Below are 25,913 nucleotides of genomic sequence, written 5' to 3' on the forward strand. Positions count from 1 at the left end.
AAAAGGCTGCCAAGCCCGTTAAGGACTGCGCATCCCCAACCGTATCAGGAATATGCAATGTCCACGAACGCCGCAGCCCTCTTCTCGTACCCCTTCGTGTCCCTGTGCCTGGTGGCCCTGTTCGGGTTCGGCAACATCGCCGTTTTCTACGGTCTCTATCCCTACCTCATATCCATGGGCATCTCGCCCTTCTGGGCCGGTTGGATTCTCGCCCTAGAACCCCTGGCGGCCTTCGTGCTGCGCCCATTCATCAGCCCTTGGCTCGGACCGGGCAACGCTCTGCCTGTCATGCGCGCAAGCCTGGTCATGATCGCTCTCGCCCTGCTTGGATACGCCTGGGCCCAAAGCCTTCCCTCGCTCATCTGCCTGCGCGTCTTCCACGGAGCGGCCTTCGTGAGCCTGGTCTCGGCCACCACCGCCCTGCTCGTGCATTTCATCCCGCCGTCCAGAAGCGGCCAGGGCTTCGGCCTCTTTTCCCTGACCACCATGCTTCCCTTCGCCGTCATGCCCCCGCTCATGGAATACCTGCTCCGGATCGTCCCCGACGCCGGGCACGCCTATGCCTGGGTCTCCCTCATGACCCTGCCTGCCCTGGCCTTGCTGGCACCCCTCGGGCCCCATGCACGTCAGGCGCGGGAAAAAGAGAGGCAAATCTCTTCCGGACAGGCATCGACCGGGCTCGCCGACATCGGGACGGCCTTGAAAAACCCCGGGGTGCCACTTGTCCTGGGCGCGGGCCTGCTGACGTTTCTGGGCTCCACCCTGCTCTTCTTCTTCATGAAGGACTTCGGGGCGAGCCTTGGCCTGGCCAACGCGGGTCTTTTCTTCACCGTGTCCACGGGAGCCACCATCGCCGTACGCCTGTTCGGCAGCGCCCGTTTCGACAGGATGGACAAGCGCCGGACCCTGATGCTCACGTTCCTCGTCCTGGCGGGATGCTACGCGTCCTACTCCCTGGTCGCATCGCCCCTGCCCTTCCTGCTCGCGGCCGGTCTTTTCGGCGCCTGCATGGGCGTGGCCATGCCGCTTCTGCAATCGACCCTCTTTCACCTGGCCGACCCGTCCAAGCGCGGCCTGACCGCCAACCTCATGCTGTCCACCATGGACGCAGGCTATGTCCTGGGCCCCTGGCTCGGCGGCATGATGCTCGGCATGGGCCTGTCCCACGCGGGCCTGTTCCGGATCTCGGCGCTGCTGGCCCTTGGCGCCTGGCTGCTGATCCGCCAGACCGGACAACCATCCCCGGCCACCCTCAACCCTTCCCACGGGAGAACCGCATGACCCGCACCCGACAGGAAAACCTGGAGCGCCTGCGCGCCAACCCCGGAACCGTCGAACCCGGCCAGAAAATCGAGGTCAGCCCATTCCGGCCCGAAGACGCCGAAGGTGTGGCCAGGCTCTATTTCGCCATCTACGGGGAGAATTTTCCCCTGGACTACGTCTACGACCCCGAACAGATCGCGGCCGCCAACGCCGGGCCGGAGCTCCACCAGTTCGTGGCCCGCACGTCAGCAGGGGACGTGGTCGGGCTGACGGCCCTCTTTCGGGTGGCGCCGAGCCCGAACATCATGGAGTCCGGCGGACTCATGATCCTGCCGGCCTATCGCGGAGGGACCCTGACAGTGCGCATGACCAAAGCCTCCCTGGCCACCCTGCCGGAGGAACTGGGCCTCAACGCCGTCTTCGGCCAAAGCGTATGCGACCACCTCATCAGCCAGAAGTTGGCTCGCCATTTCTCATCTCCTGCCTACGCCCTGGAGATGGAAGCCATGCCCCCCAGACCCGAAGGCAGTACCGACGGCGTCGGGGGAAGAATCTCCCTGCTGGACGAACTGCGCATCTATCGGGATGTGCCCCACACGGTGTACCTGCCCGAGCGTTTTGCCGACTTTCTCGCGGGCCTGTATGCCAAACATGGTCTGGCGAGATCCTTCGGCGCGGCCGGACCAGTCAGCGGACGGACGCGCTCCGGCGTGACGACCATGGATGGGGCATCCCTGGCCAAGCTCCTGGTCGACGAACCGGGCGCGGACCTCGGCGAGGCCATCGACGCCTTCGAGACCGGGCATCCCGGACGGCACGCCTATCACCTGCAGCTGCCCCTGGCCCATCCGGGGGTGTCCGCAGCCGTGGAAACAGCCCGCGAGCGCGGCTACTTCCTCGGCGGACTGCTGCCGCTATGGACCGGAACCGACGTACTGCTGCTGCAAAAGCTCGCCTCGGACCCCGACTTCTCGCTCCCGCTGCTGCTGACCGACGAGGCCAAAGAACTCATGGACTGCATCCGCTCGGACTGGGCAGGGCTGCCCGGCCGATGAAAGGGAAAGACCGGAAGTCGGCCCCGCGAGTTGACACAAAACCCTTTTCTTCCGCACTGTTTGGCACTTTTTCAGCCCAAGGATGTGTCCATGTCTCATGAACCTTACGATATCGGCCCTGCACGCCCCCGCCTGGACGCCCTGGCCAAGGCGTGCGGCACGGAGCTTTTCAGCGCCGACAGCTACCCGCCCGGCCTGCTCTGGGCCGGGGCCAGACGCTGCGGCGTGCCCCACGGCATCCTGCGCGGCGTCGATGCATCCGCAGCCAGGGCCCTGCCCGGGGTGCACGCCGTCCTGACCCGCGAGGACGTGCCCGGATCGAACCGGCAGGGCATCGTGCACAAGGACATGCCCGTGCTGTGCGGAACCAGGGTCCGCCATTGCGGGGATCCCGTGGCCCTCGTGGTGGCGGAATCACGCGACGTGCTGCGGAAGGCCCTGGCTCTCATCCACGTGGATATCGAGCCCCGGCAGGCTCTGGCCGACATGGACGCTGCCCTGGCGCCGGACGCCCCGCTCATTCACGAATCCCACGGCTCCAACATCCTCCTGGCCGCCGAGATCCACAAAGGGAACGCCGAAGAGGCCCTGGCGCAGTGCGATGTGATCCTGGAGGAAACCTACTTCACCCCGGCCCAGGCCCACGCCTTTCTGGAAACCGAAAACGGCCTGGCCCGCCTGGACGAAGACGGCATCCTGCACCTGACCGTCTCCACCCAGGCCCCTTTCCGCGACCGCTTCGAAATCGGCCACGCCCTGGGCATTGAGCCCTGGAAAATCCGCGTCCACAGCCCTTTTCTTGGCGGCGGATTCGGCGGCAAGGACGGGGCCACGGTGCAGTGCCTCCTGGGACTTGCGGCCCTGCGCCTTCCGGGGCGGACCATCAAGATGTGGTGGGACAGGGAGGAAAGCTTCCTGGCCGGTTACAAGCGCCACGCGGCCCGGATGCACTACCGGCTGGGCGCCATGAACGACGGCACGCTCAGGAGCCTGGTCTGTCACCTGTGGTACGACACCGGTGCCTACGCCCATCTGGGCGGCGAAATCATGGAGCTTGGCATGGAGCACGCCGCCGGACCCTACCGGGTCGACCACATGGATTGCCGGGGCCTGTGCGTCTACACCAACAACCCCGTGGCCGGGGCCTTCCGGGGTTTTGGCGTGGCCCAGGCCAGCCTGGCCTTCGAGGGCATGATGGACCGGCTGGCCGACCGGCTCGGACGGGACCGCCTGGATCTGCGCCGCCAGAACGCCCTGCGCCGCGGGGACCGCAATTGCGCGGGCGTCACGCTGACCTCCTCCGTGGGCCTTGACGAGTGCCTGCGCCGCGTCCAGGGCCACGAACTCTGGACCACGCGCCACGCCTGGAAAAAGGACGCCCCCGCGTTCACCCGGCGCGGCGTCGGCGTCGCCGCCGTCTTCAACGGCATGGGCTACGGCCGAGGGCTGGCCGACAACGCCATCGCCAAGATCGAGCTGACCCCGGACGGACGCTTCGTCATCTACAGCGGCGTCCCGGACATGGGCCAGGGCAACGCCTCCACCTTCGCCCAGATCGCGGGCGAAATGCTCTGCCAGGACGCCGGACGCCTCGAAGTCATCCAGCCGGATACGGAGCGCTCCCACCCGTCAGGCTCGGCCTCGGCCGGCCGGACCACCTACACTTTCGGACAGGCGCTGATCAAGGCCTGCGAGATGATGACAACCAAGCTCGTCCGCCGCGCGGCGCTGGCACTCATGATCGACGAACCCGGCGGCTTCACTCTGGTGCCTGGAGCGGTCAGGCACCTGCCCACGGGCAAGGAGCTGCCCCTGACGGTCATGGGCGCCATGCTGCCCCGCGACGACCGCGTCTGCGTGGCCGAATACCTCATGCCCGTCTCCCGCGAGGTGCCGGACACGGGCAAGGATTTTCCCCTCGGCTTCCCGCACCTGATCTTCCCCTTTGCCGCGCATCTGGTGCGCGTCGAGATCGACGAACTGACCGGCCTGGTGCGGGTCTGCGACTATCTCGCGGCCACCGACGGCGGCCGCGTCCTGAACCCCCAGAACTTCCACCAGCAGATCGAGGGAGCCGTGGCCCAGGGCTTGGGCTTCGCCCTGATGGAAGGTTTTGGAACCGAAAACGCCCGCATCACCACCCCGGACCTCTCGACCTACCTCATCCCCACCAGCCTGGACCTGCCGGATACGCAGTCCGTGGCCGTGGAAACGCTGGAGCACAGCGGGCCCTTCGGCATGAAAGGCGTGGGCGAGGTGGGCATGAACGGCCCGCTGCCGGCGGTGGCCTCGGCCCTGTCCGACGCCCTGGGCGCGCACATAGTCCGCGCCCCCGTCACTCCGGCCATGATCCTCGAACTTCTCGCCTCACGCGGAGCACAGGCATGATCATCCGTTTTTGCATCAACGGCCGGGACACTGAACTCGATGTCCGGAGCGACGAACGCGCCGTGGACATCCTGCGCGAAAGGCTCGGGCTGACCGGCACCAAGGAAGGCTGCGGAACCGGCGAATGCGGCGCGTGCGCCATCCTGGTGAACGGACGGGCCCGCCTGTCCTGCCTGACGCTGGCGGCCCAGCTCGACGGCCAGGACCTGACCACCATCGAAGGCCTCGGCAGCCCCAAAACGCCTCACGCCCTGCAACGGTCTTTTGCCGAGCATGGCGCCGTGCAGTGCGGGTTTTGCACGCCGGGCATGGTCGTGGCCGCCGCGGACCTCCTGGCCCGCGATCCGCATCCCGAACGCGAGACAATTCGCGAGGCCCTGTCCGGAAACCTCTGCCGCTGCACGGGCTACACCCGCATCCTCGATGCGGTGCACAAGGTGGAAAAACCATGAGCGTCTTCCTGCCCGGGACCTTGAACGAACTCTGGAACCTTCTCGACGAACCGGACACCTCCGTCATGGCAGGAGGCACGGACTACCTCGTGCGGCGCAGGGCCGGAAAATCCGCAGGACAGATCTGCTGTCTTGAACGCATCACCACACTGCGTGGCATGGAAGAGGAGGGCGGCCTCCTGGAAATCGGCGCGGCCACGACCCTGACCGACCTGCTGGAATCCGGGACAGTCGCCGCTCGCCTGCCCTTGCTGCATCAGGCCGTGCGCCAGCTGGGATCACCCCTGGTGCGCAATCAGGCCACCCTGGGCGGAAACCTCTGCACGGCATCCCCGGCCGGGGACACCCTCCCGGCCCTGTACGCCCTTGGGGCGCAAGTGGCGCTCATGTCTCGTGACTCGGAACGAGTCCTGGACGTGGCGGAGTTCATCACCGGCCCCGGCCGGACCGTTCTTGAATCCGGCGAGATCCTGGCCCGCGTGATCATCCCGTTGCCCGATCCGGACTCCGTGCAGCATTTCGAGAAAGTCGGCAGACGCCAGGCCCTGGCCATCAGCGTGGCCAGCCTGGCCGCAATGCTGCGTCTGGACGGCGACATCATCCGGAACATCCGGCTGGCCTTCGGCAGCGTGGCCCCCACGGTGCTGCGCTGCACCGAAGCCGAGTCCTGGCTGACGGGCCGCGCCCTGAGCTCCGGCAACCTGAGCCACGCGGCCGACCTCGTGCGCGCGGCCGTAAGCCCCATCGACGACGTGCGTGCCACGGCGGACTATCGCCGTCAGGTGGCGGGCAACCTGGTCCTTCGTCTTAAAGCGTACAGGCCATGAAAGCGCTTCTTCCGGCGCTGCTGCCGACGTTGGCCAAAAATGCACCTATCGCCACTGCGGCGACATGAATGAATTCAGGGCCTGCTTCGCGCTGCCCAAGGAAGAGCAAACATGACCAATCAACGAACCATAACCCTGCGCCTGCACGCGGACGCGGCCTGGATTACCATGGTCCAGGGCGTGGCCAAACAGTGCGGCGCGGTTTTCGGCCTGGATCATGGCAAAGCCCTGCGCCTGACCATGGCGCTGGAAGAAATTCTGGCCTACCTGGCCGACCTTACGCCGCAGGCCCCGCTGGAACTGAATCTGACGCCCGGCGCCAGCCATGTCGACACGACCTTCTCCTTCGCGGCCAGGGATGCCGATCTCTGGGCCATGAACATCACCGCCTGCGGGGCCGACTGCGCCGAAGAAAATATCCAGGCCATGGGACTGCTCCTGGCCGCGCGCATGAGCGACGGCATGGACGTGCGCCGTGACGGAGCGAACGTGATCCTGCGCCTACGCCTGGACCGCTCCTATCCAGACCTTGAAACGCGGCTGGCCGAACGCTTCGCGCCCCGAGGGGAAGTGCTGTTCCAGCCCGCCCTCGACCCGAGCCGGATCAAGGAGGCCTGCGCCCTGGCCACGGCGCTCTATCCCGAAGCAGTGGTGCCACGGGCGTTCAGAACCCCCGGCAAGGTGGTCGACCAGATTCTCGGAGGCGAGCTTTCCGGAGCCATGGCGCTGGACCAGGGCGGAAATGTGTGCGGCTTCATGACCTGGAGCCCGCGTTCCGCCACCAGCGTGTCCTTCTGCGGGCCGTATGTCTTCACCAGTGAGAGGACGGTCGTCGCGCGAGGGCTGACCGAGCATCTCGTCGGCGCCGTGGCCCGGACTCCCGTCTCGGCCATACTGAGCCAGCTGCCCACGGAAGACCTGCCTCGGGAGGATGTCGAGCTGCTGGGGACCCTGCCCCTGCTCGCGGCCGACGGCACGCCCTGCCCCATGCCGATCTGGTACCGGGGCATGCGCGAGGACAATGGACTGGCGGTCTGGACACACCCGGAACTGGAAGGATTTCTGCGCACTGCATACGAACAACTTTTCCTCATGCGCGACATCCACGCCGTCTCGCACCAGGGCGAACAGGTGGCCGGGCGCTCCGTCTTTGCCACGTCCTTCCAGCCCGAGGCCAGCCAGGCGCTGCTCATCCCCATGCTCGACGGGGCCGACGCCTCAGGCACCCTGCACGGACACGTCCAGTTGCTCCTGTCCGAAGGGTACCGCAACATTCTGGTCCACCTCGACCTGGCCCACGGCTGGCAGGCGGCTCTGGCCCCAGTCCTGCTGAAGAACGGTTTCCAACCCCGCGTCCTGCTCCCCCATGCGGGACAAGCGGACGTGATGGTGCTGCAGCATGCTGGATCTTGAACGACTGGTGCCGGCCCACGTCCGGAGCTTCGAGGTATATACGCCGAGCAGGCCCGACCAGGAACTGATGCGCCTCTTCCGGGTCGACCACCTGCACCGTCTCAACAACAACGAGAACCCTCTGGGCCCACCGCCCGAAGCCGCCCGTATCATAGAGGGTTTCCCGCCCCGCCTGACCCCCATCTACCCCAGCGGCGACGCCTACGCCCTGCGCCAGATCCTGGCCGAGCGCTTCTCCAAGTCGCCGGACCAGTTTCTGGTCGGCAACGGCTCGTGCGAGGTCATCTCCAGTGTCATCAAGGCCTTCTGCGCCGAGGGCGACAACATCGTCACGGCGGACAGGACCTTTGCCGTGTACGAGTGGGTCGCCGAGTTTTCAGGCATAGAGGCCAGGCTCACCCCCCTCAAGGATTTCGGCTTTGACCCGGACGCCATGCTCGCCGCCCGCGACGAACGCACCAAGATCCTCTTCGTCTGCAACCCCAACAATCCAACAGGCACCTGGTGGGACACAGCCACCCTGCGCCGCTTCCTGGACGCGGTGGACGGCCGCCAGATCGTTGTCCTGGACGAGGCGTATTTCGAATTCGTGGACCAGTCCGACTTTCCGGATGGCATGAAACTACTGGAACAGTATCCCAACCTGGTGGTCTTTCGCACCTTCTCGAAGATGTACGCGCTGGCCGCACTGCGCATCGGCTACCTGTGCAGTTCCCCGGCGGTGGTCGACATCATCCGCCGCACCCACGTGGTCTATTCGGTCAATTCCCTCGCGCAGCAGGCCGCCGCGGCAGCCATGGAAAACGACGGGCCCTTCATTGCCGCGACCCGCGCCATGGTGGCCGCCGGCAAGGAGAAGGTCCTGAACCTGTGCGAGGAATTGGGCCTGACCTGCCAATGCGGCGAGGGCAACTTCATCATGATCCGCGTGCCCATCTCCGACACCCTGCTCTACCGCAAGCTCATGGCCAAGGGCGTCATGATCCGCACCATGACGGGCTTTCGCTTCCCGGGCTGGATCAGGGTCAGCCTAGCGCAGGAAAACGTGATGGAGGAATTCTGCGGAGCCATGCTGGGCGTGCTTCACCCTGAGAGACCGGCAATCGACAAAATCCTGTGCCACCCACTTACCATCGAAAATCCGGCACAAACCTCCTTTTGACATTTTCCCGCTTGACCCCGCCCGGGGTGCCGCGCCATGTATTCGCTTCCATGCGGGAGTCCGGCCATGCCCGTCTTCCCGCGCCCGGGGCACGACCCCGCCAAGAACATCGCCCCCTACAGCCTCACGGAGCTTGCACAGATCATGCTGTCCCTCTTCATTCTTCTGTTCATAGTCCTCGCCGCCCTGGTCCTCTTCATCGGCGGCTGGCTGCCTGCGGACGTGGTCGGGATCATGGTCCTCGCCGCCCTGGCTCTGACCGGTCTGGTCTCCCCGGAAGAGGCCGTGGCCGGATTCAGCAGCCCCGCAGTCATCACCGTGCTGGCCATGTTCGTCCTTTCGGCCGGACTGAGCCGCACGGGCGTGGCCTACCGCATCGGCCAGCCCCTGCAACTCTTCGCGCGCAGGGGCGAAACCGTACTGATCGTCGTCCTCATGGCGGCGGCCGGTATTCTTTCCGCCCTCATCAACACCACCACCGTGGCCGTCATTCTGCTGCCAGCGACCATGGACCTGGCCCGCCGCAGCGGCCTGCCACCGGCGCGTCTGCTCATGCCCATGGCGCTCGGCTGCCTGCTCGGCGGGCCCTTCACGGGCATCTCCACACCGCCCAACATCCTGGCCACCGACGCCCTGCGCTCCGCCGGACTGACGCCCTTCAAGATTTTCGAATTCACGCCCATCACCGGGGCTCTGGTCGTAGCCGGCATCGCTTTCATGGTCCTTGTGGGCAAGCGCCTGCTGCCCAGACGCGCCTCATCCGGGGCCGATAAAAACGGTATCGAAACCGCCTACGAGATCGGGTCGCACATCTTCACCATCGAGCTCGCGCCGACATCTCCCCTGGCAGGCCGCAGTCTGGGTGAAAGCCGCTTGGGCTCGGCCCTCTATCTGACTGTGGTCGGCCTGCAACGCGCCGGTGAGCTGATTCTCTCCCCCCGGGCACAGGAAACGCTGCGCGCCAAAGACATCATCATCGTCCACGGCCAGTCGGACCAAGTCAGCCATTTTCACGGCAGCAGGCATCTACAGGTCGAACAGCCCGGACCCGAAACCGCCGAGATCACAGCTCGCCTTGGCACGGCCTCGGTCCGCATCGGCAAGGGATCGCCACTCATCGGGCGTACTTTGGCCGAAAGCGGGCTGCGCCGGGATCATCGCGTGCATGTGCTGGCCCTGGGCTCCCCCACAGGCGAATGCCTGCGCGAAGTCCGGCGCCATCGTTTCGAGGAGGGGGACGGCCTCGTGCTCCAAGGCGAACACAAGACCCTTGAGGCCCTGGCGGACACCAGCCTCGTCGAACTCGTGGCACCGCTGACGGAAGGACCAGCCGATGCATCGGTCTGCGAACTGCTCAGCCTCTGTTCCGTGCGGGTGCCGGAAGGATCGGTGCTGGCAGGACGCAATCTGGTGGAAAGCCGCCTGGGCAATGCCTTCGGCCTGACGGTGGTGGGACTGGTGCGGGAAGGGAAGGTGACCTGCCTGCCCGCCCCGGAAGAAACGGTCCAGCCTGGCGACCTGCTCGTGGTCCAGGGACTGGCCCGGGACATCGACGTGTTCGAGGGCCTGCAGGAGCTTGAAATTTCGGAACAATCGTCGCGACTGGCAGCCGAACTGGAATCCCAGCAGATCGGCATGACCGAGGTGCTGCTCTCGCCCCGCACTACCCTTGCCGGAAAAACCCTGAACGATCTGCTCTTCCGGGATCATTACGGACTGAGCGTCCTGGCCGTGCTGCGCAAGGGCCGGGCCTGTCGCTCGGGCCTACAGGACATGCCCCTACAGTTCGGCGATGCGCTGCTGGTCTACGGACCGCGTCAGAGCCTGGAGGCCGTGGCCCGCGACGAAGACTTCCTTGTCCTGGACCAGGCCGCAGCCCAGGCGCCACGCCTGCACAAAGCCCCCCTGGCCGCCTTGATCATGGCGACCGTGCTCCTAAGCGCCATCCTGGGTTTCGTGCCCATCGCCATCGCGGCCCTGACCGGAGTTGCGGCCATGGTCGTCAGCGGTTGCCTGACCATGGAGGAGGCCTATCACTCCATTGAATGGAAAGTGATCTTTCTCATCGCAGGCATGCTCCCACTGGGCATGGCCATCGAAAATACCGGGGCGGCGCAGATGGGGGCGGCGGCGCTTATCGGCATGGTCGGAGACCTGGGCCCACGCTGGGTCGTGGCGACGCTCTTCGCGGTGACGGTGCTCGGCACGCAGGTCATTCCCACGGCGGCACTGGTGGTGCTCATGGCGCCCGTGGCCCTCGGCGCGGCTTCGTCACTGCACATCTCACCGCAACTTCTGATGATGACCGTGGCCATGGCAGCTTCGGCGAGTTTCGCGAGCCCGCTTTCGCACCCGGCGCATCTCTTGGTGATGGGGCCCGGCGGCTACAAATTCATGGATTACGTGAAGGTCGGCGCACCTTTGACTCTCGTGGTCATGGCCGTGTCGGTCTGGCTGTTGCCCATCCTGTGGCCAGCGTAAACGAGCTTGCGATCCCCCAAATTCCCGCAGGATTTCGCCCGAAAATTCCGACTTGACGATTCCTGGGGGCTGCCTATAGCTTGCTTTCTTTGAAGGGGAGTAGCTCCTCAAGACAAGGTCAACATCACTGGCGCAAGAGCGCTTGGCCTTGTCGTCGGATCCCACCGATGAGCAAGACCTTCAGCACGACAAACCGTGCTGGAGGTCTTTTTTTTTGACCTCCGGCCAATCTTTGGAGGTTTCATGACCGCAGGGATCTTCTCTCCAAACCCGGGACGCCGGACAATGTCCAGTCACGGCCCACCTGCTTTTTGCCGTCAGCCCCGAGGCTTGTCCTTGTGGCGAGATGTTGCGTCGTTTTCCTGGATTCGTTTCAGATCATCCATCAGTAAAAACCCATGGGGCTATCGGATGCCCCTGTCCGCTTAACGGACCTGGAGAAATATATGGACACATTGCTTTTATGGACCGGATTTCATGTTTTCATCATTGCGCTGCTGCTTTTCGACCTTGGCGTGGTGCAGCGCAAAAACAGGGAGATGAGCGTCGGAACCGCCCTTTGGGTGAGTCTGGGCTATGTCGTTCTGGCGCTTCTCTTCGGGGCGGGGGTTTTTTTCTTCAGAGGCTCCGAGGCCGGACTTGAATTTCTGACGGGGTATTTCATCGAGAAAAGCCTGAGCGTGGACAACATCTTTGTCTTCCTGCTCATCTTTCTGCATTTCTCGGTGTCCAAATCCAACCAGCGCCGGATTCTTTTCTGGGGCATCCTGGGGGCGCTGGCCATGCGCGCCACGCTCATCATCGCCGGAGCCAGCGCCATCGCGACCTTTCACTGGCTGCTCTACGTCTTCGGCATCCTGCTCATCGCCTCGGGAATCAAGATGCTGGTCACCATCAACCAGGAACCGGACCTCTCGCGCAACCGCATCGCCCGGTTCATGCGCAGCCATTTCCGGGTCACCGAAGACTTCGAGGGCGACAGGTTCTGGGTCCGGCGCGACGGCCTTCTGTACATGACGCCCCTGTTCATGGTCCTGATCATCATCGAGGTCTCGGACGTCATCTTCGCCATCGACTCCATCCCGGCCATCCTGGCCATCAGCAAGGACACGTTCATCGTCTATTCATCCAACGTGTTCGCCATTCTGGGGCTGCGGGCGCTGTATTTCGTCCTGGCCGGAGTGATTCACCGCTTCCACTACCTCAAGTACGGGCTGTCCTTCGTGCTCGTTCTGGTGGGCGTCAAGATGACCGTGAACACCTATTACGAGACCAAGATCATCTCTACCGAAATGGCGCTTCTGGCCACCGCATGTCTCATCGGCGGCTCCATGCTCTACTCCATGTACCGCACCAGAGAATTGCCCGAATCCGAAAGGAAGAAATCCATTCGCTGGTGGATTCCGGGCACCCCGGCACGCAAGGAACGCAGCGAGGATCAAAAACCGGATGTGAACTAAAAAAAACCGGACGCGCATCCTTTTTTCATGTGTCTTCTAAGGATGCGCGTCCAATGATCGCAAAAAGGCGCTCGCGCCTACTGCATGACCACCCAGCCGTCGGGCCCCTTCACGAAACGCACCGTCGTCATTTCCTTGGAGCGCCCGGCAATGGGGACGGTCATGTCGACTTCGACGTCGCAGACAAAACCGGGCGCCTCCTTGGCCTCAGTGCAGCCGATCTTCTTCACGGCATGAAGCTCCGTCTTCCCGAGCGAATCGGTAAACGCCTTGCCCGCTCCGCCGAAAAGTTTTCCGGCCTCGTCGAGGCTTTGAGCGGTCTTGGCCATGTCCTTCTCAAAGGCGGCCCTTATGTCGGCCTCGGACGGCTCGCCTGAGCAGCCCACGGCAAAAAGCGACACGGCAAAAAGGATTCCCGTCAGCATGAATTTCATCATTCCCTCCATTGGTTGCGGATACCGTGATCCATTGATCATCCCGAAGCCGAATATTGGCTTTAAACGGGACGGTTGTCCAACTTCCGCCTATCCATGCGGCTGCTCCCGTGATGCCAGTCCCGCCGAAGCGCGCATGTCCGCTCGCTGCCACCGCGACATTCTCCCCAAGAACCGTTGACTTCCACGCCGCCCTATGCTCAAGGTTCCGCTCCCGGGCGCGCCTGCCTGGGCGGATCACGCGGCATGCCGTTATTGAAGACCGGAACATGCGCAAGATCCGGCTGTTTTTCAAGGGTGCGCCCTGAAGACAGAATTCCCGACGACTCAAGGCTCCGGCCACGCAAGGCCTGAGCCTTTTTCGTTGTGCCCCGCATTGACATCACGGGGACTGGTTACTAAGTTTGCAACTTTCCCTGTCCACCGGACGTGCCTCTCGGGCCTGTCGGCAGGACGGCACAACGATCCGGTTTTCCTACGGAGTTCCATGCATCCCTCGACACTGACCTCGCGCATCGAAACCACGGCCCCGCTCCAGCTGGCGGCGTCCTGGGACAAATGCGGCGTGCAGATCGCCTCTGCCGCCTCCGAGATCAGGACCTTGTGCGTGGCCCTGGACCCCAGTGTCGAGACGGTGCGCCGGGCGGTGGAGCATGAGGCGGATTTCCTGCTCTGTCACCACCCGCTGAGCCTCGCGCCCAGACTGCCGAGCCGCCTCGATGACTTCCACGAGGTGCTGAGCCTGAGCCTCAAGAACTCCATGTGGCTCTACAGCGCGCACACCTCTCTGGACGCCAATCCGCATGGTCCGGTCAATTGGCTGGGACGCGCCCTTGGAATGCAGGACATGCGCATTCTTGAAGTGACCCGCCGCGAAACGCCGAGCCTGCTGCGCCTGGCCGATCCGGCCATGCAGGAAAGAGTCCGGAATTTTGCAGACTCCGTCACCCGCCGCGATGGACAAATGGAGGAATACCTCCTCTGGCCGGAAGAGAGCTCCGCTTTCAAGGCCAAACTGCAAACAGGGACGCCCTGGCAGGAGATCGCCCTTGCCGCGCCGATCCGTGAATACGGTTTCGGATGCATCGGAACGCTGCCCGAGACCCTGGTCTGGAATGAATTTACAGCGCGGCTGACCGCCCTCGGACTGCCGCTGTCGCGCATGGTGGGCCAGGTGCCGGAAACCGTCGCCCGGGTTGCCTATTGCCCCGGATCGGGAGCCGACCTTGGACCGGCCGCCTTCGCCCAAGGCGCGGACGTCTACCTGACCGGCGACGTCAAATACCACCAGGCCCAGGCCGTGCAGGATGTCGGCCTGACCATCGATGTCGGTCATTTTTGCCTTGAAGAGACCATGATGCGCACCTGGAGCCAGAGCCTGGACCGCGAACTGTCCCCCGAGGGAGTCCGGGTCATCTTTCTGCAGGGCCGCGATCCCTTTGCCTGAATCTTCCCGGGAAGAACCCCGGAAAATTGATACGCTTTTGAGGAGGATGCTACCTTGAGTATTTATATGGAACAGATCGAGCAGCTGGTCGTGCTGCAGAAAGTGGATTCGGAGATGATCACCCTGGAGCGCATCCTCGAAGACGCGCCCAAGCAGCTGCGGAGCCTGCAGGAAAAACAGGCCTACCTCAAACAGCAGCAGGACGTGATCCAGGAAAAGGTCGACGTGCTGATGGAGCAGAAGAGCCGCCTTGAGGGTGAAATCGAAAACGACACCCAGAAGGTCAAGAAGAGCAAGAACAAGCTCATGATGGTCGAGAACACCAAGGAATATCACGCCATGATGCGTGAGATGGACACCATGGAGAAGATGAACCGCTCCCGCGAGGAAGAGCGGGCCAATCTTCTTGCAGACCTTTCCGACCTCGAAGGTCGCAAGGAAGCCCTGCAGGGTGACATCAACAGCCTTGAAGAAACCATCACTGCCCAGCAGTCCACCCTGGATCAGGAACTGGCCGAGAAGCGCGCCCGCATCGAAATTCTGGAGAAGGAAAAGCGGAAGGCCTCCGAGGCTGTTCCCGCGCCCATCCTGACCCGCTACAATTTCATCCGCGACCGCATCCCGAATCCCGTCATCGTTCCGGTCAGCGAAGCCGTGTGTCAGGGCTGCCATGTCGTCATCCCACCCCAGGCCTTCATCGACCTGCAGAAGGGCGAGCAGATCCTGAGCTGTCCCAACTGCCTGCGCATCATTTTCTGGGAGCGTCATTTCTCGGGCAATGATTGATTTTTTTGCGGAGCCGGACAGGCTGTCGCTGCCGGCCGCAAGGCCGGGAGAGGAAAGTCCGGACACCACAGGGCAGGATGCTGGATAACGTCCAGCGGGGGCGACCCCGGGACAGTGCCACAGAAACAAACCGCCCGGGCTTCATGCCCGGGTAAGGGTGAAAAGGTGGGGTAAGAGCCCACCAGTTGTCGCGGTGACGCGGCAAGCTAGGTAAACCCCATCCGGTGCAAGACCAAATAGGAAGGTGACCGGCCCGGTCACGACCCTTCGGGTAGGTTGCTGGAGACGGCGGGTAACCGCCGCCCTAGAGGAATGACAGCCGCCCGGCAACGGGCACAGAATCCGGCTTATCGTCCGGCTCCGTATTTTTGACAATGACACACTCACTATGGACCATAATCCTGGCCGCCGGCCAGGGTTCGCGCTTGGCCGCCTCCACGGGCGGCACACGCAAACAGTTTCTGCACCATGAGGGACACCCCCTCTATTGGCGCAGCGTTCTGACCATGTCCGCAGTCCCTGAACTTGCGGGCGTGGTCCTCGTTTTTCCGCCCCAGGAGATGGAGCAGCGCTCCGCCGAACTGGAAAACCTCAAGAACATCTCGGACCCCGGTGTCCGCATCCTGACCACCGCTGGCGGGGACAGACGCCAGGACTCCGTGCGCCTGGGCCTGGCCGCGCTGCCCCGGGATTGCACCCGAGTGCTGGTGCACGACAGCGCGCGCCCCTTTTTCTCGCCCGCCCTGGTGCAGGCGCTCCTGGCCGGATTGACGGACGACGTCCACGGAGTCATCCCCGCCATCCCCGTCACGGACACGATCAAACAGGTCGAAGACGACCTTGTCCTGGCCACGCTCCCGCGCGAAACAATGCGCGCGGTCCAGACGCCGCAACTCTTCCCGGCCGACCTGCTGCGCCGGGTTCATGAACAGGCCCTGCGCGAAGACTGGACCGTCACGGACGACGCCAGCATGATCGAACGCGCGGGATATAGCGTCCGGATCGTGCCTGGCGAGTCCGCCAACCTGAAGATCACAACCCCGGAGGACCTGCGCGTGCTTGCCACTCCCGCTCCCCTGCCCGTGCCCTGCACCGGATTCGGCTACGACGTGCACGCCTATGGCGGCAACCGGCCCATGGTGCTGGGCGGCATGCCCATCGCAGGGGCCCCCTTCGTCAAGGCCCACTCCGATGGCGATGTGCTCCTGCACGCCCTCTGCGACGCCATCCTCGGCTGCCTCGGCCTTGGGGATATCGGCGAACATTTTCCGGACAGCGACGATCGCTTCGAGAACATCTCCTCCGGCATCCTGCTTTCGGAGGTCATGGACAAGGCTCGCGCCCTGGGGCTTTGCATCACCCATGTCGATCTGACCGTCATCGCCCAGGTCCCGCGTCTGGCTCCGCACAAGGAAGCCATCCGCGGCAACGTGGCGCGCCTGCTTGAGCTTTGCGACCAGCAGGTCAACGTCAAGGCGACCACGGAAGAGCACCTGGGTTTCACCGGCCGCAAGGAAGGGATCAAGGCCGTGGCCGTGGTCACCGCCACAAGGAAGCAGGCATGAGCAACTTCAAGACCGGCGGCCCCTTTGTCACCCGCTTCGCCCCCAGTCCCACGGGAGGGCTGCACCTTGGCAACGTGCGCACTGCCATCCTGAATCATCTTCTGGCCAGACAAAGCGGCGGCAAATTTCTGCTTCGACTTGAAGACACGGACCAGGAACGCTCCACCTTCGCCGCCGAAGCCGCCATCCTGTGGTCCATGTCCTGGCTTGGGCTTGTGCCCGACGAACCGGTGCGTCACCAGAGCCTGCGCCTTCATCTCTACCGCCGCGCCGTTGACGGTCTGGTGGCCGAAGACCGCGCCTACCCCTGCTTCTGCACCGATGCCGAACTGGAACAGGACCGCAAGGAAGCCGCGGCCAGAAATCTTCCTCCCCGCTACAGCGGCCGCTGCGCCCGCATGTCACGCGAGGAGCGCGCCGAGAGGCTGAACCGGGGCGACGCCCATGCCCTTCGTTTCCGTCTGCCCGAAAAACCGGAAGTCAGTTTCAAGGATCTCATCAAGGGACAGATCACCCTGCCGGCAGGCGCTTTCGGAGACTTCGTGCTGCTGCGCTCAAGCGGCTGGCCCAGCTACAATCTGGCCGTGGTCGTCGACGACGCGGACATGGGCGTCAATCTTGTGCTGCGCGGCGAAGACCACCTGACCAACACGGCCCGCCAAATCCTGCTTTACGACGCTCTCGGGCTCACGGCTCCGGCTTTCGCCCACCACGGCCTGCTCATGGACCCGGACGGCAAGAAACTCTCCAAACGCAGCGGCGCTCTGAGCATCCCCGAATGCATGGAAATGGGCCTTGAACCTCTGGCCGTGGTCCAGTATCTGGCTTCCCTGTCCGGCGCTTTGCCGACCAAGAATCTTTTCACGTCTCTTGACGAGATGGCCCGGGCCTTCAACCCCTTCGCGCTGGGCCGGGGCAACGCGGTCATGAGCCTTGATGAGCTGACGGCCCTGAGCGCGCGCGTTTTTCGGGCGGCGAATCCCGCAGATCAAATCCGGCAACTTGACGAAACCTTGCCTGCCGAGAGCGCCTGGCACGAATTCGATCCGCAAGTCCGCTTGCATCTGCTGACCAGCCTGCGCGAAAATGCGGCGAACCTGCATGAGCTGCGCGCCCTGCTGCCTCTCTTCACGGAAAAAGAGGCCCGCTTCACCTCGGGGGCGCTGACCGAACTGGCCGGGAGCCTGCCGGTACTTGCCGCCCTTGACCAGGGCATGTCCGCGCACAGTCCGAACTCTCGTCTTGAAAAGGATGCCGCTGGCGCCGTGTTGCGCGGAACGGGCGAAAAAGCCGGTGCCAAGGGCCGAAAGCTCTACCACCCCATACGGCTGGCCCTGACCGGCAGCGAAAACGGCCCGGAGCTTGCCACTCTGCTCACGCTTTTGCCGGCTGGCCTGATCAGGGAGCGTGTACAAACGGTGCTGAACATATTTTCCCATTGCAACCACAAGGAATGAGCATGCAGATCTACAATAGCCTTACCAGGAAAAAAGAGGAATTCGTCCCGCTCAAACCCGGTCATGTGTCCATGTACGTCTGCGGCATCACGGCCTACGACTACTGCCACATCGGACACGCACGCTCCGCCGTGGTCTTCGACGTCCTGGTCCGCTACCTGCGTTACATCGGCATGCAGGTCACCTTTGTGCGCAACTTCACCGATGTGGACGACAAGATCATCAATCGCGCCAACCGCGAGGGCACGGATTTCGAGACCATCGCCCGCACATACATCGACGCCTTCTACACCGACATGGACCGACTCGGCATCCTGCGGGCCGACATCGAACCCAAGGCCACCGAGCATATCAAGGAGATGATCGAACTCTGCGAAAATCTCATCGCCAAGGGCCATGCCTACTCGACGCCCAGCGGCGACGTGTATTTTCGGGTTCGTTCCTACGACGATTACGGCAAGCTTTCCGGCCGCAACGTCGAGGAGCTGATGTCCGGAGCGCGCATCGAGCCGGGCGAGAAAAAAGAGGACCCTCTCGATTTCGCCCTGTGGAAGGGCGCAAAGCCCGGCGAACCGTCCTGGCCCAGCCCCTGGGGACCGGGCCGTCCGGGCTGGCACATCGAGTGTTCAGCCATGAGCGAACGCTACCTGCCCCTGCCCTTCGACATCCACGGTGGCGGACAGGATCTGGCCTTCCCGCACCACGAAAACGAGCGCGCCCAGACCGAGGCCGCCACGGACAAGCAGTTCGTGCGCTACTGGGTGCACAACGGATTCGTGCAGATCAACTCCGAAAAGATGTCGAAATCACTCAATAATTTCGTGACCATCCGCGATATTCTGGCCAATTACCTGCCCGAGGTGCTACGCTTCTTCCTCATCACCAAACATTACCGCAGCCCCCTGGATTACACCGCCGACGCGCTGGAAGAATCGGAACGCGCCCTGAAGCGGATCTACCTGACCAAGGCCGCCGCCGAGACGCACGTGGCCGGAACCAAATGGACCGCCACTCCACTTCCGGCCGAAATCGTGGTCGAGGCCACCGCTCTGGAAGCCAAGTGGGACGAGTCCATGGCCGACGACATGAACACGGCAGCGGCCCTTGGCCACGTCTTCGTGCTGATGAAGATCGTCAACCGCATCCTGGAAGACAAGGCCCTCAAAAAGTCCGAAGAAGGCCGCGACATGATCCGCCATGCCCTCAAGCTGTTCGAACGCTGGGGCGAGGTGCTCGGCCTTTTCCTCATGCCCAGCAGTGATTTCTTGACCGAGCTCAAGCAAAGCCGGGTACTGCGCAGGAAAATCGACACGGAACTGGTGCAGGCCAAACTGCAGGAACGCATGGAAGCCCGTGCGGCCAAGGATTTTGCCCGCTCGGACGCCATCCGCGACGAGCTTCTCACGCTGGGAGTGACCATTCAGGACACGGCTCAGGGCGTTCAGTGGGACGTGGAATGCGCTGAGAAATAAAAGGACTCGCAACTGCGCTCCGGCAAGGGTGCGCTTTTGTTCCAAGGACGTAAACGACGAAAGGCCGCGCAATGCGGCCTTTCGATTTTTCTAGCCAAAGCACAAGGCTGTCATTTGAAGAGGTTCTTGAGGCCCTCCACTCCCTTGTTCAGACCCGACCCCACGCCTTTTATGACTTCCTGCACGGCCTGTCCGCCGCGCAAGCCCAAATCCCGCAGGACAGCTTCCATATCAGGACTGATGGTAGGCTGGCGCACTGGCCCGCTGATCCGCACCGGGACGCTGTTCAAACCCAACGAACCTTCATCGAATTCACCCTCGCTTCCTGCAAGCTCGATGAGCAGCCTGAAGTCAAGAACCTCGCGCACCAGATCCGTCTGCCCGTTGCCGGTGACGCGAAAACGTGGCGCAAGAAGCAAAAGATCGGGCGTTGTCTCCACCCCTCTGGTTATGGTCCCGCTGGCTGAAAGAACTGAAAAAACTGTGCGCGGAGGTTCCTGCGGCCCTGGAGAAAGGCCTTTGACCTTGCGGATTCCATCACGCAGCAACTGCGAGACGTTCACGTCACTTATGGCGCCGTCGGACACCTTGAAATCCACTTTACCTTTCAGATTGCGCCGCAGATCCATCGTGCTTCGTCCGGAAGTATCAAGGACGGCGCTGCTCTGCATGAGGCCCAAGAGACTCTCCCTGCCATGCAGATCGCGCAGCAATGACCCAATCTGCACGGAGCTTATGGAATGCGACCAGGAATACGCAGGCATCTCTCGGCGTACATCAAGGGAGGCCGAGCCCTTCAAACTTCCGCCATACAGGCTCGATTCGATCCGGGGCATATCAAGCAGCCCGTCCTTGGCCGTAAGATGGATGCGCGAATCGGAAACACGCAGATTGATTACGTTCAGGGTATCCACCACCAAAGTGGCATTCAGATTCAGCTTGCGCATCATCGAGACAGGAAGGTCGATACGCTCTTCAGAGGCCCCCGACGAAGTCTCCTTCGCGCCGTCATCGGACCTGATGCGGTAGCGGTCCAGGTTCAAGGTGTCGATATGCATATCCAGTTCGATTTTCGGATCTGTGCGACCTTGAACGGATACACGGCCGTTCAACGCCTGCCTGTCGAGCACAAGACGCAGGTCCGACGCCTCGAAACTGTCCCCTCCGGCAGACCACTTGCAGGAAAAAGCCGCCTCTTCCAAAGCGGCAGGGTCAGTGAAATTCGGCAAAGGAATAGCTAGCCGCGCAAAGGCTTCCTTCGGATTGAAACGTGCGACATCAAGAACGCCAGTGCTGCCGGCGTCGCCTGAAGGCTGGGCTGAAAAGGTGATATCAAGCCCCAACCCCTGCATACGTGCGTTGTCCATCCGGCCGTCCGTGGAAAAATAATCCGCCGAAAAAGATATTACTTCAGGACTGTTGGGCAGACTGTCGCCCGACAGAACGGCTTTGAGGACCAGATCCTCGACGTTGAGCCGGTCGAGATCCAGAGTCGCCTTGGCGGTAAAATCAAGCTCGCCGGTGATTTCGTTGCGCTTGGCCATTGCATGTGTGTCCACCACAAACGGTTCGCCAAAAGCAAAATCAGAAACGTCAAGACGAATTCCCCCGACCTCAAAACTTTCCCCGCCAAGCTTGTCATCCCAGACAACCCGGGCATCCGAGATTTGAAGACCGTCCACAATCAGGCCCGCCAAAAAAGGAACGCGCTTGTCCCGGGCCAAAACGGGAGCGTCCGGTGCACTGTCTTCAGCCGAATCGGGCGTGGCAAGATCCATCCAATTTCCGCGCCCATTCGCATCGCGGGACAGAAACAGGGAAAGTCCTTCGATATCGATTGCCACGACTTCAAGCCGTGACGATAGAAGAGGCAGAAGACGGGCCTTCAGATGCGCGCCGTTCAGAGTCATGAAGGGTCCGATGAAACCATCGCTGTTCCCAAGCTCAAGGTCACTGATGGAAACGGACAGATAGGGAAAGAATTCAAGCCCCAGATCCCCGGAAATGGTCAGCTCGCGACCGGTGTTGTCGCGCACGGCTTTTATGATTTGCGGCTTGAAATCATTGGGATCCACCGTCATGAGCAGCGCTCCGGCCAGAATGCCGCCGAGTAAAATCAGCCCCAAAAGACCGCGCACGATCCAAGTTCGTATATTCATCACATCTTCCCCTGGTAAAGTGTTAGAGCGAAAAGCAGTCATCGTCGCGGGTCATGATGAAAGCTGTTCGCACAAAAACACCATAAAGACAAAACACGTCGGGATAAAGAGAGGAAACCCGTAGAAACGCCGGACAGGATGGAATCGGGGCATCGATGTGTAAAAAAAAGCCGGCTTTCGCCGGCTTTTTTTAATCGATAAAATCAATAATCTCTGGCTGCTAACTCCACTCTGGAGAAGTAAGGCGTGCACCTGTGGAGGTCACCAGCAGACATGAATGACCAGGCAGGGAAGACGTCAGGCGCAAGGCTTCACGCGGAGACATGAGACTCAGCGTCGTGGCCAGGCCGTCTGCCTGCATCACCGTGGGCGCCTGAACACTGACGCTCTTGATGTACTGCGGGGAAGAGCCGTTCGACGGGTTGACCAGATGGTGCGATTTCTTCTTGGGGTCGAAAAAGACCTCATACCCGCCGGAAGTGGCCACAGCGCCAGAACGCATATTGATGATCGAGGGATAGTTGCCCCCTTTGTCCGGATCTTCAATAGCCACGCGCCATGGACGTTCAAGTCCTTCAGGAGAACCCTGGGCACGGATGTCGCCACCGGCGTCGATGAGAAAATTCTCGACGCCATGGCTCATGAGCACTTCGGCGGCCCTGTCAGCGATAAAGCCTTTTGCGACTCCATCGAGGGTCGCGGCCATGCCCGTTGACGTGAAGTGCAGATCATTCCCGCGCTGCCGCAATCCCGAGGCATTGACCAGATCCAGCACCTCGCGGAGTTCCTTTGAGTCTGGCTTGCCGTGTGTGCGCTCGAGTAGATTTACAACCGGTGCGATGGTGATGTCGAATCGTCCGCCGGAATGACGCGACAGTGTGGCGCTAAAATCAACGACATCGAGCAGTTCCTGGGGAGCGCCATTCAAGCGGCCGCTCTGGTTGAGGGTGGAGAGAGCCGTAACGGAATCGAAACGGTCAAATATCCCGATCTGCCGCCGGACTTCCTCGAAAGCTCTGCCAATGGCTTCTTGCCCGAGAGTTTGCGAAGGAGCCAGGACGGTCATGTTCACAAACGTTCCCATGAGTATCCGCTGCTCGGAAGTCTGAATCAGGCTGGAAGAGGCCATGGCCGGAAGCACCCGGATGAAAGGAGCCAGGGTCGCACTTCCTGCGAGAATGGCCAGTGATTTCAGAAAAACCCGGCGGTCCTGAGTATGGGTCCCATGCTTCATATCTATGCTCCGCTCTTTTGACTTGGTTTAGGCGTTCAGATCCGGGACATGCGAGTCTTCAGGATAGCGGGCCGGATCCGTCTCAGGCGCGCCGGCAATCATATCGGGATTGAGACAGCGCAGAATATTTCTGGGACATTTCTCAACACACACTTCCTCGCAGGAAGGCCCGTAAGCCAAACATGCCTTGTGGTCGATGACTATGACGTCATTTTCCTGCGTGATGCATTTGGCCGGACACTTCTTGATGCAGGCACCGCAACTGATGCAGCCGACGTCGCAGACATCCTTGACGGCCTTACCCTTGTCCTTGGAGGAACAGAAGACCATGACGCGGGCGCGCCGGGGGATGAGTTCGAGTATCGAATTGGGACATGTGCGCACACACGTTCCACAACTGGTGCATTTTTCCGGAGCGATGTGGACGATGTCGTCTTCGATCCACATGGCATCGAATGGACATGCCCGCACGCAATCTCCGAATCCGAGACAGGAATAGGCGCAGGCGTCAGGTCCGTCGTAGACCATCTTGGCGGCGGCGCAGGTCATGATTCCGAAATAGTCAAAATTCTTGGCAACATTGCCTTCAGTCTTCAGACAGCGCCGGAATGCGACTTCTGGGTCCGCATCTCCGGCGGCCTTGCCGGTGAGCTCAGCCACACGTGCGGACACATCGGGCCCGCCGGCGCAGCATTTGTTGGGTGGCATGTCGGGGTCATTGATGACGGCAATGGCATAGGCTTCACAACCTGCAAAGCCGCAACCGCCGCAATTGGCTCCGGGTAACGCATCGGTTACGACCTCGATGCGCGGATCTTCTTCCACGTACAAAACCTTGGAGGCGACTGCCAGGATTCCTGCAGAAACGAAACCCAGGCTAAACAATGTCAGAACGGATACTGTAATCATAAGGAAATCTCCACAACCTTAGGCTATATCATCCCCTTGAACGCCATAAACGCCAGCGACATGATTCCAGCCATAACCAGGCCAATGGGAACACCCTTCATGGCCCGAGGAATCCTGGAAATTTCGAAACGTTCGCGTATGGACGCCATCACAACAATGGCCAAAATGAAACCCAATCCGGAAGCCACGGAAAACAGCAACGAGGTCAGAATATCGAATTCCTTTCGGTGCACCATGATGGCCACGCCGAGAACCGCGCAGTTGGTGGTTATGAGCGGAAGAAAGATGCCCAGCGATTTATACAGAGGCGGAACCATCTTCTTTAAAAACATCTCCACGAACTGAACCAGCGATGCAATAACCAAAATGAATGCGATAGTCTGCAGATAGCCGAGGTTGAACGGAATAAGCACGCTCTTCTGCATGAGGTAGGTCAACAAAGTCGCCATGAACATGACGAATGTGACGGCGCACCCCATACCGATGGAAACGCCTTTTTCCTTGGAACAGCCGAGATACGGGCACAGCCCCAAATATTGGGCCAAAATTATGTTGTTAACAAAAATGGCCGAGATGAAGAGAAGGAAAATATCCATGTTACGTCGCTCCCGGGTTTAGCTTTTGGCCGATTCCAGCCGATCCAGCTTCTTTTGGTTGACGATCTTTTCCAGGCCCTTGCATGCCCCACAGCCTCTACAACCGGCATCGAAGTTGGGATCCAGCTCAACGCCGCTGCGCTTGGCCTGCCAAGCGGTGAAAAAGTTCATGCCAGCAAGAATGAGCCCGAGACTTATGAATGCTCCGGGAGCCTGAACCATGAAGGTAAAAGGTTCAAAGGAAGGACCGAAAAGATCGACGCCAAATAACGTCCCGGCACCGAGCGACTCGCGGAGGCTTCCGATGAAAGTCAGCGAAAGGGTGAAACCTATGCCCATGCCCAAGCCGTCAGCCAAGGCCATATGCGGAGGATTCTTGGAGGCAAAACCCTCGGCGCGGCCAAGGATGATGCAGTTCACGACAATGAGCGGAACGAAAATGCCAAGCTGCTGATAGAGAGGATACGCGTAAGCCTGCATGAGCATCTCGACCGTGACCACCAGCGAGGCCGCGATGGCGATGAAGCACACGATGCGGACCTTTTTGGGGATGATCTTGCGCACCAGGGAAATAATGACGTTGGACAGACTGAGAACGAAGATGACTGCGGCACCCATGCCGAGGCCATTTTCCGCCGAGTTGGTGACAGCCAGGGTTGGACAGAGACCCAGGACCAAGCGAAAGGGGGGAATTTCCTTCCATAGTCCCTTTGTGAATTCTTGCATCATTGTGGCCATGTAAATTCTCCTTGAGATGATCGCGAACTGACTACCACGTGGTTTTGATCGTATCCTTGAGTGCCGCATACCATCCAGACGCCTGCTTCACCGCGTCGGTGACGGCACCACTGGACACAGTCACTCCGGAAATGGCGTCTATGTCGCCGCCATCCTTCTTCAAAGTGGCCTTGGCAGGATCCTTTGACTTGAATTGCTTCGTGAACGCATTCTCCTGGACACGCGATCCAAGACCCGGGGTCTCCTTGTGGGTGGTAACGCTGATGCCGAGTACCTTGTCCGCATTGATGTCAAACCCCACAATGACATTGACATCGCCGCCATAACCCGAACCGGCGCCCTCAATGGCCACGGCCTGGAGTTTTCCATCCTTTAGGGCGGGGAAAACCAGTACTGTCTGCTCGGTTCCCGGCAGAACCAAGGGCTTGCGGTCGGCGATGGGATCGTTGGAAGCCTGCAGAAGCACCTGCTTCAAGGCCGGGCCCTGAACATTGGCAAGCACTTGCTCCTCAATGATGGGTTCGGTGGCGACCTTGATCGTGGACAAAATGAAGCCCGAGAGACCGGTGATCACGGACAACACAACCACCATGCGTAATATTTCCATCATGGCTT

The 25,913-nt window shown here is 61.6% G+C and carries 21 protein-coding genes and 1 other RNA gene; 15 read left to right on the forward strand and 7 right to left on the reverse strand.

The window, feature by feature from the left end:
* Window positions 1-57: 57 nt before the first annotated feature.
* The 9 genes from BMZ40_RS07175 (at window position 58) to BMZ40_RS07215 (ending at window position 12,501) form a co-directional block, all read left to right on the forward strand.
* Window positions 58-1,281 carry an MFS transporter gene (locus tag BMZ40_RS07175; RefSeq protein WP_092373536.1) on the forward strand — a complete coding sequence of 408 codons (1,224 nt, stop codon included), beginning with the start codon at window positions 58-60 and terminating at the stop codon, window positions 1,279-1,281.
* Window positions 1,278-2,318 (forward strand): GNAT family N-acetyltransferase, encoded by a 1,041-nt coding sequence (locus BMZ40_RS07180; RefSeq protein WP_092373538.1) that lies wholly within the window; start codon window positions 1,278-1,280, stop codon window positions 2,316-2,318. Before BMZ40_RS07175 ends, BMZ40_RS07180 begins: the two co-directional genes overlap by 4 nt.
* Window positions 2,319-2,408: 90 nt before the next feature.
* Entirely contained in the window at window positions 2,409-4,706 is a 2,298-nt protein-coding gene (locus tag BMZ40_RS07185; protein ID WP_092373540.1) for a xanthine dehydrogenase family protein molybdopterin-binding subunit, read from the forward strand.
* The gene (locus BMZ40_RS07190; protein ID WP_092373542.1) at window positions 4,703-5,158 is read left to right on the forward strand and encodes a (2Fe-2S)-binding protein; all 456 of its coding nucleotides are present in this window, start codon (window positions 4,703-4,705) and stop codon (window positions 5,156-5,158) included. The genes BMZ40_RS07185 and BMZ40_RS07190 overlap by 4 nt, the downstream gene beginning before the upstream one ends.
* The gene (locus tag BMZ40_RS07195; protein ID WP_092373544.1) at window positions 5,155-5,985 is read left to right on the forward strand and encodes an FAD binding domain-containing protein; all 831 of its coding nucleotides are present in this window, start codon (window positions 5,155-5,157) and stop codon (window positions 5,983-5,985) included. The genes BMZ40_RS07190 and BMZ40_RS07195 overlap by 4 nt, the downstream gene beginning before the upstream one ends.
* A gap of 111 nt (window positions 5,986-6,096) precedes the next feature.
* The gene (locus BMZ40_RS07200; protein ID WP_092373546.1) at window positions 6,097-7,398 is read left to right on the forward strand and encodes a hypothetical protein; all 1,302 of its coding nucleotides are present in this window, start codon (window positions 6,097-6,099) and stop codon (window positions 7,396-7,398) included.
* Window positions 7,385-8,560, forward strand: a complete 1,176-nt coding sequence (gene hisC, locus BMZ40_RS07205) for a histidinol-phosphate transaminase (RefSeq protein ID WP_092373548.1) — start codon at window positions 7,385-7,387, stop codon at window positions 8,558-8,560. The genes BMZ40_RS07200 and hisC overlap by 14 nt, the downstream gene beginning before the upstream one ends.
* Window positions 8,561-8,626: 66 nt before the next feature.
* On the forward strand, window positions 8,627-11,041 hold the full coding sequence (locus BMZ40_RS07210) for an SLC13 family permease (RefSeq protein WP_245751056.1): 2,415 nt from the start codon (window positions 8,627-8,629) through the stop codon (window positions 11,039-11,041).
* Between the two features lie 446 nt (window positions 11,042-11,487).
* Window positions 11,488-12,501 carry a TerC family protein gene (locus BMZ40_RS07215; protein WP_092373550.1) on the forward strand — a complete coding sequence of 338 codons (1,014 nt, stop codon included), beginning with the start codon at window positions 11,488-11,490 and terminating at the stop codon, window positions 12,499-12,501.
* Between the two features lie 77 nt (window positions 12,502-12,578).
* Here BMZ40_RS07215 and BMZ40_RS07220 read toward each other — a convergent pair whose 3' ends face one another.
* Complete coding sequence (locus BMZ40_RS07220; protein ID WP_092373552.1) at window positions 12,579-12,935, reverse strand: hypothetical protein; 357 nt, start codon at window positions 12,933-12,935, stop codon at window positions 12,579-12,581.
* 487 nt (window positions 12,936-13,422) lie between these two features.
* Between BMZ40_RS07220 and BMZ40_RS07225 the strand changes: the two genes are divergently transcribed.
* The 6 genes from BMZ40_RS07225 to cysS all read left to right on the forward strand — a co-directional run bounded on the left by BMZ40_RS07225 (window position 13,423) and on the right by cysS (window position 19,662).
* Complete coding sequence (locus BMZ40_RS07225; RefSeq protein ID WP_092373554.1) at window positions 13,423-14,382, forward strand: Nif3-like dinuclear metal center hexameric protein; 960 nt, start codon at window positions 13,423-13,425, stop codon at window positions 14,380-14,382.
* 54 nt (window positions 14,383-14,436) lie between these two features.
* Window positions 14,437-15,168: a zinc ribbon domain-containing protein gene (locus BMZ40_RS07230; protein ID WP_092373556.1), complete on the forward strand. Its 732-nt coding sequence runs from the start codon at window positions 14,437-14,439 to the stop codon at window positions 15,166-15,168.
* Between the two features lie 9 nt (window positions 15,169-15,177).
* Window positions 15,178-15,534, forward strand: an RNA gene (rnpB, locus tag BMZ40_RS07235) — RNase P RNA component class A.
* A gap of 8 nt (window positions 15,535-15,542) precedes the next feature.
* Window positions 15,543-16,733 carry a 2-C-methyl-D-erythritol 4-phosphate cytidylyltransferase gene (gene ispD / locus BMZ40_RS07240; protein ID WP_092373558.1) on the forward strand — a complete coding sequence of 397 codons (1,191 nt, stop codon included), beginning with the start codon at window positions 15,543-15,545 and terminating at the stop codon, window positions 16,731-16,733.
* Window positions 16,730-18,190: a glutamate--tRNA ligase gene (gene gltX / locus BMZ40_RS07245; protein WP_092373560.1), complete on the forward strand. Its 1,461-nt coding sequence runs from the start codon at window positions 16,730-16,732 to the stop codon at window positions 18,188-18,190. The genes ispD and gltX overlap by 4 nt, the downstream gene beginning before the upstream one ends.
* Window positions 18,191-18,192: 2 nt before the next feature.
* The gene (gene cysS / locus BMZ40_RS07250; protein ID WP_092373562.1) at window positions 18,193-19,662 is read left to right on the forward strand and encodes a cysteine--tRNA ligase; all 1,470 of its coding nucleotides are present in this window, start codon (window positions 18,193-18,195) and stop codon (window positions 19,660-19,662) included.
* Window positions 19,663-19,772: 110 nt separating this feature from the next.
* Here the strand turns inward: cysS and BMZ40_RS07255 are convergent, their stop codons facing one another.
* The 6 genes from BMZ40_RS07255 to rnfG all read right to left on the reverse strand — a co-directional run bounded on the left by BMZ40_RS07255 (window position 19,773) and on the right by rnfG (window position 25,908).
* On the reverse strand, window positions 19,773-21,821 hold the full coding sequence (locus BMZ40_RS07255; RefSeq protein ID WP_177193061.1) for an AsmA family protein: 2,049 nt from the start codon (window positions 21,819-21,821) through the stop codon (window positions 19,773-19,775).
* Window positions 21,822-22,041: 220 nt separating this feature from the next.
* On the reverse strand, window positions 22,042-23,055 hold the full coding sequence (locus BMZ40_RS07260; RefSeq protein ID WP_092373566.1) for an FAD:protein FMN transferase: 1,014 nt from the start codon (window positions 23,053-23,055) through the stop codon (window positions 22,042-22,044).
* Between the two features lie 27 nt (window positions 23,056-23,082).
* Window positions 23,083-23,964 carry an RnfABCDGE type electron transport complex subunit B gene (gene rnfB / locus BMZ40_RS07265; RefSeq protein WP_092373568.1) on the reverse strand — a complete coding sequence of 294 codons (882 nt, stop codon included), beginning with the start codon at window positions 23,962-23,964 and terminating at the stop codon, window positions 23,083-23,085.
* 23 nt (window positions 23,965-23,987) lie between these two features.
* Entirely contained in the window at window positions 23,988-24,560 is a 573-nt protein-coding gene (locus BMZ40_RS07270) for an electron transport complex protein RnfA (protein WP_092373570.1), read from the reverse strand.
* Between the two features lie 18 nt (window positions 24,561-24,578).
* A complete protein-coding gene (gene rsxE / locus BMZ40_RS07275) occupies window positions 24,579-25,298 on the reverse strand; it encodes an electron transport complex subunit RsxE (RefSeq protein ID WP_092373572.1) in 720 nt (239 codons plus the stop codon).
* A gap of 31 nt (window positions 25,299-25,329) precedes the next feature.
* On the reverse strand, window positions 25,330-25,908 hold the full coding sequence (rnfG, locus tag BMZ40_RS07280) for an RnfABCDGE type electron transport complex subunit G (protein ID WP_092373574.1): 579 nt from the start codon (window positions 25,906-25,908) through the stop codon (window positions 25,330-25,332).
* Between the last annotated feature and the right edge of the window lie 5 nt (window positions 25,909-25,913).

Source organism: Desulfomicrobium apsheronum, assembly GCF_900114115.1.
GTDB classification, from domain to species: Bacteria; Desulfobacterota; Desulfovibrionia; order Desulfovibrionales; family Desulfomicrobiaceae; genus Desulfomicrobium; species Desulfomicrobium apsheronum.

What these genes read in the sequence shown, in the direction of transcription:
- BMZ40_RS07185 (WP_092373540.1), top strand. Translation starts at nt 2,409, where the DNA reads ATGTCTCATGAACCTTACGATATCGGCCCTGCACGCCCCCGCCTGGAC.
- rnfB (WP_092373568.1), bottom strand. Translation starts at nt 23,964, where the DNA reads ATGATTACAGTATCCGTTCTGACATTGTTTAGCCTGGGTTTCGTTTCT.
- BMZ40_RS07200 (WP_092373546.1), top strand. Translation starts at nt 6,097, where the DNA reads ATGACCAATCAACGAACCATAACCCTGCGCCTGCACGCGGACGCGGCC.
- BMZ40_RS07215 (WP_092373550.1), top strand. Translation starts at nt 11,488, where the DNA reads ATGGACACATTGCTTTTATGGACCGGATTTCATGTTTTCATCATTGCG.
- rsxE (WP_092373572.1), bottom strand. Translation starts at nt 25,298, where the DNA reads ATGGCCACAATGATGCAAGAATTCACAAAGGGACTATGGAAGGAAATT.
- cysS (WP_092373562.1), top strand. Translation starts at nt 18,193, where the DNA reads ATGCAGATCTACAATAGCCTTACCAGGAAAAAAGAGGAATTCGTCCCG.
- hisC (WP_092373548.1), top strand. Translation starts at nt 7,385, where the DNA reads ATGCTGGATCTTGAACGACTGGTGCCGGCCCACGTCCGGAGCTTCGAG.
- BMZ40_RS07195 (WP_092373544.1), top strand. Translation starts at nt 5,155, where the DNA reads ATGAGCGTCTTCCTGCCCGGGACCTTGAACGAACTCTGGAACCTTCTC.
- BMZ40_RS07260 (WP_092373566.1), bottom strand. Translation starts at nt 23,055, where the DNA reads ATGAAGCATGGGACCCATACTCAGGACCGCCGGGTTTTTCTGAAATCA.
- BMZ40_RS07175 (WP_092373536.1), top strand. Translation starts at nt 58, where the DNA reads ATGTCCACGAACGCCGCAGCCCTCTTCTCGTACCCCTTCGTGTCCCTG.
- rnfG (WP_092373574.1), bottom strand. Translation starts at nt 25,908, where the DNA reads ATGATGGAAATATTACGCATGGTGGTTGTGTTGTCCGTGATCACCGGT.
- BMZ40_RS07190 (WP_092373542.1), top strand. Translation starts at nt 4,703, where the DNA reads ATGATCATCCGTTTTTGCATCAACGGCCGGGACACTGAACTCGATGTC.
- BMZ40_RS07210 (WP_245751056.1), top strand. Translation starts at nt 8,627, where the DNA reads ATGCCCGTCTTCCCGCGCCCGGGGCACGACCCCGCCAAGAACATCGCC.
- gltX (WP_092373560.1), top strand. Translation starts at nt 16,730, where the DNA reads ATGAGCAACTTCAAGACCGGCGGCCCCTTTGTCACCCGCTTCGCCCCC.
- ispD (WP_092373558.1), top strand. Translation starts at nt 15,543, where the DNA reads ATGACACACTCACTATGGACCATAATCCTGGCCGCCGGCCAGGGTTCG.
- BMZ40_RS07220 (WP_092373552.1), bottom strand. Translation starts at nt 12,935, where the DNA reads ATGAAATTCATGCTGACGGGAATCCTTTTTGCCGTGTCGCTTTTTGCC.
- BMZ40_RS07270 (WP_092373570.1), bottom strand. Translation starts at nt 24,560, where the DNA reads ATGGATATTTTCCTTCTCTTCATCTCGGCCATTTTTGTTAACAACATA.
- BMZ40_RS07180 (WP_092373538.1), top strand. Translation starts at nt 1,278, where the DNA reads ATGACCCGCACCCGACAGGAAAACCTGGAGCGCCTGCGCGCCAACCCC.
- BMZ40_RS07255 (WP_177193061.1), bottom strand. Translation starts at nt 21,821, where the DNA reads ATGAATATACGAACTTGGATCGTGCGCGGTCTTTTGGGGCTGATTTTA.
- BMZ40_RS07225 (WP_092373554.1), top strand. Translation starts at nt 13,423, where the DNA reads ATGCATCCCTCGACACTGACCTCGCGCATCGAAACCACGGCCCCGCTC.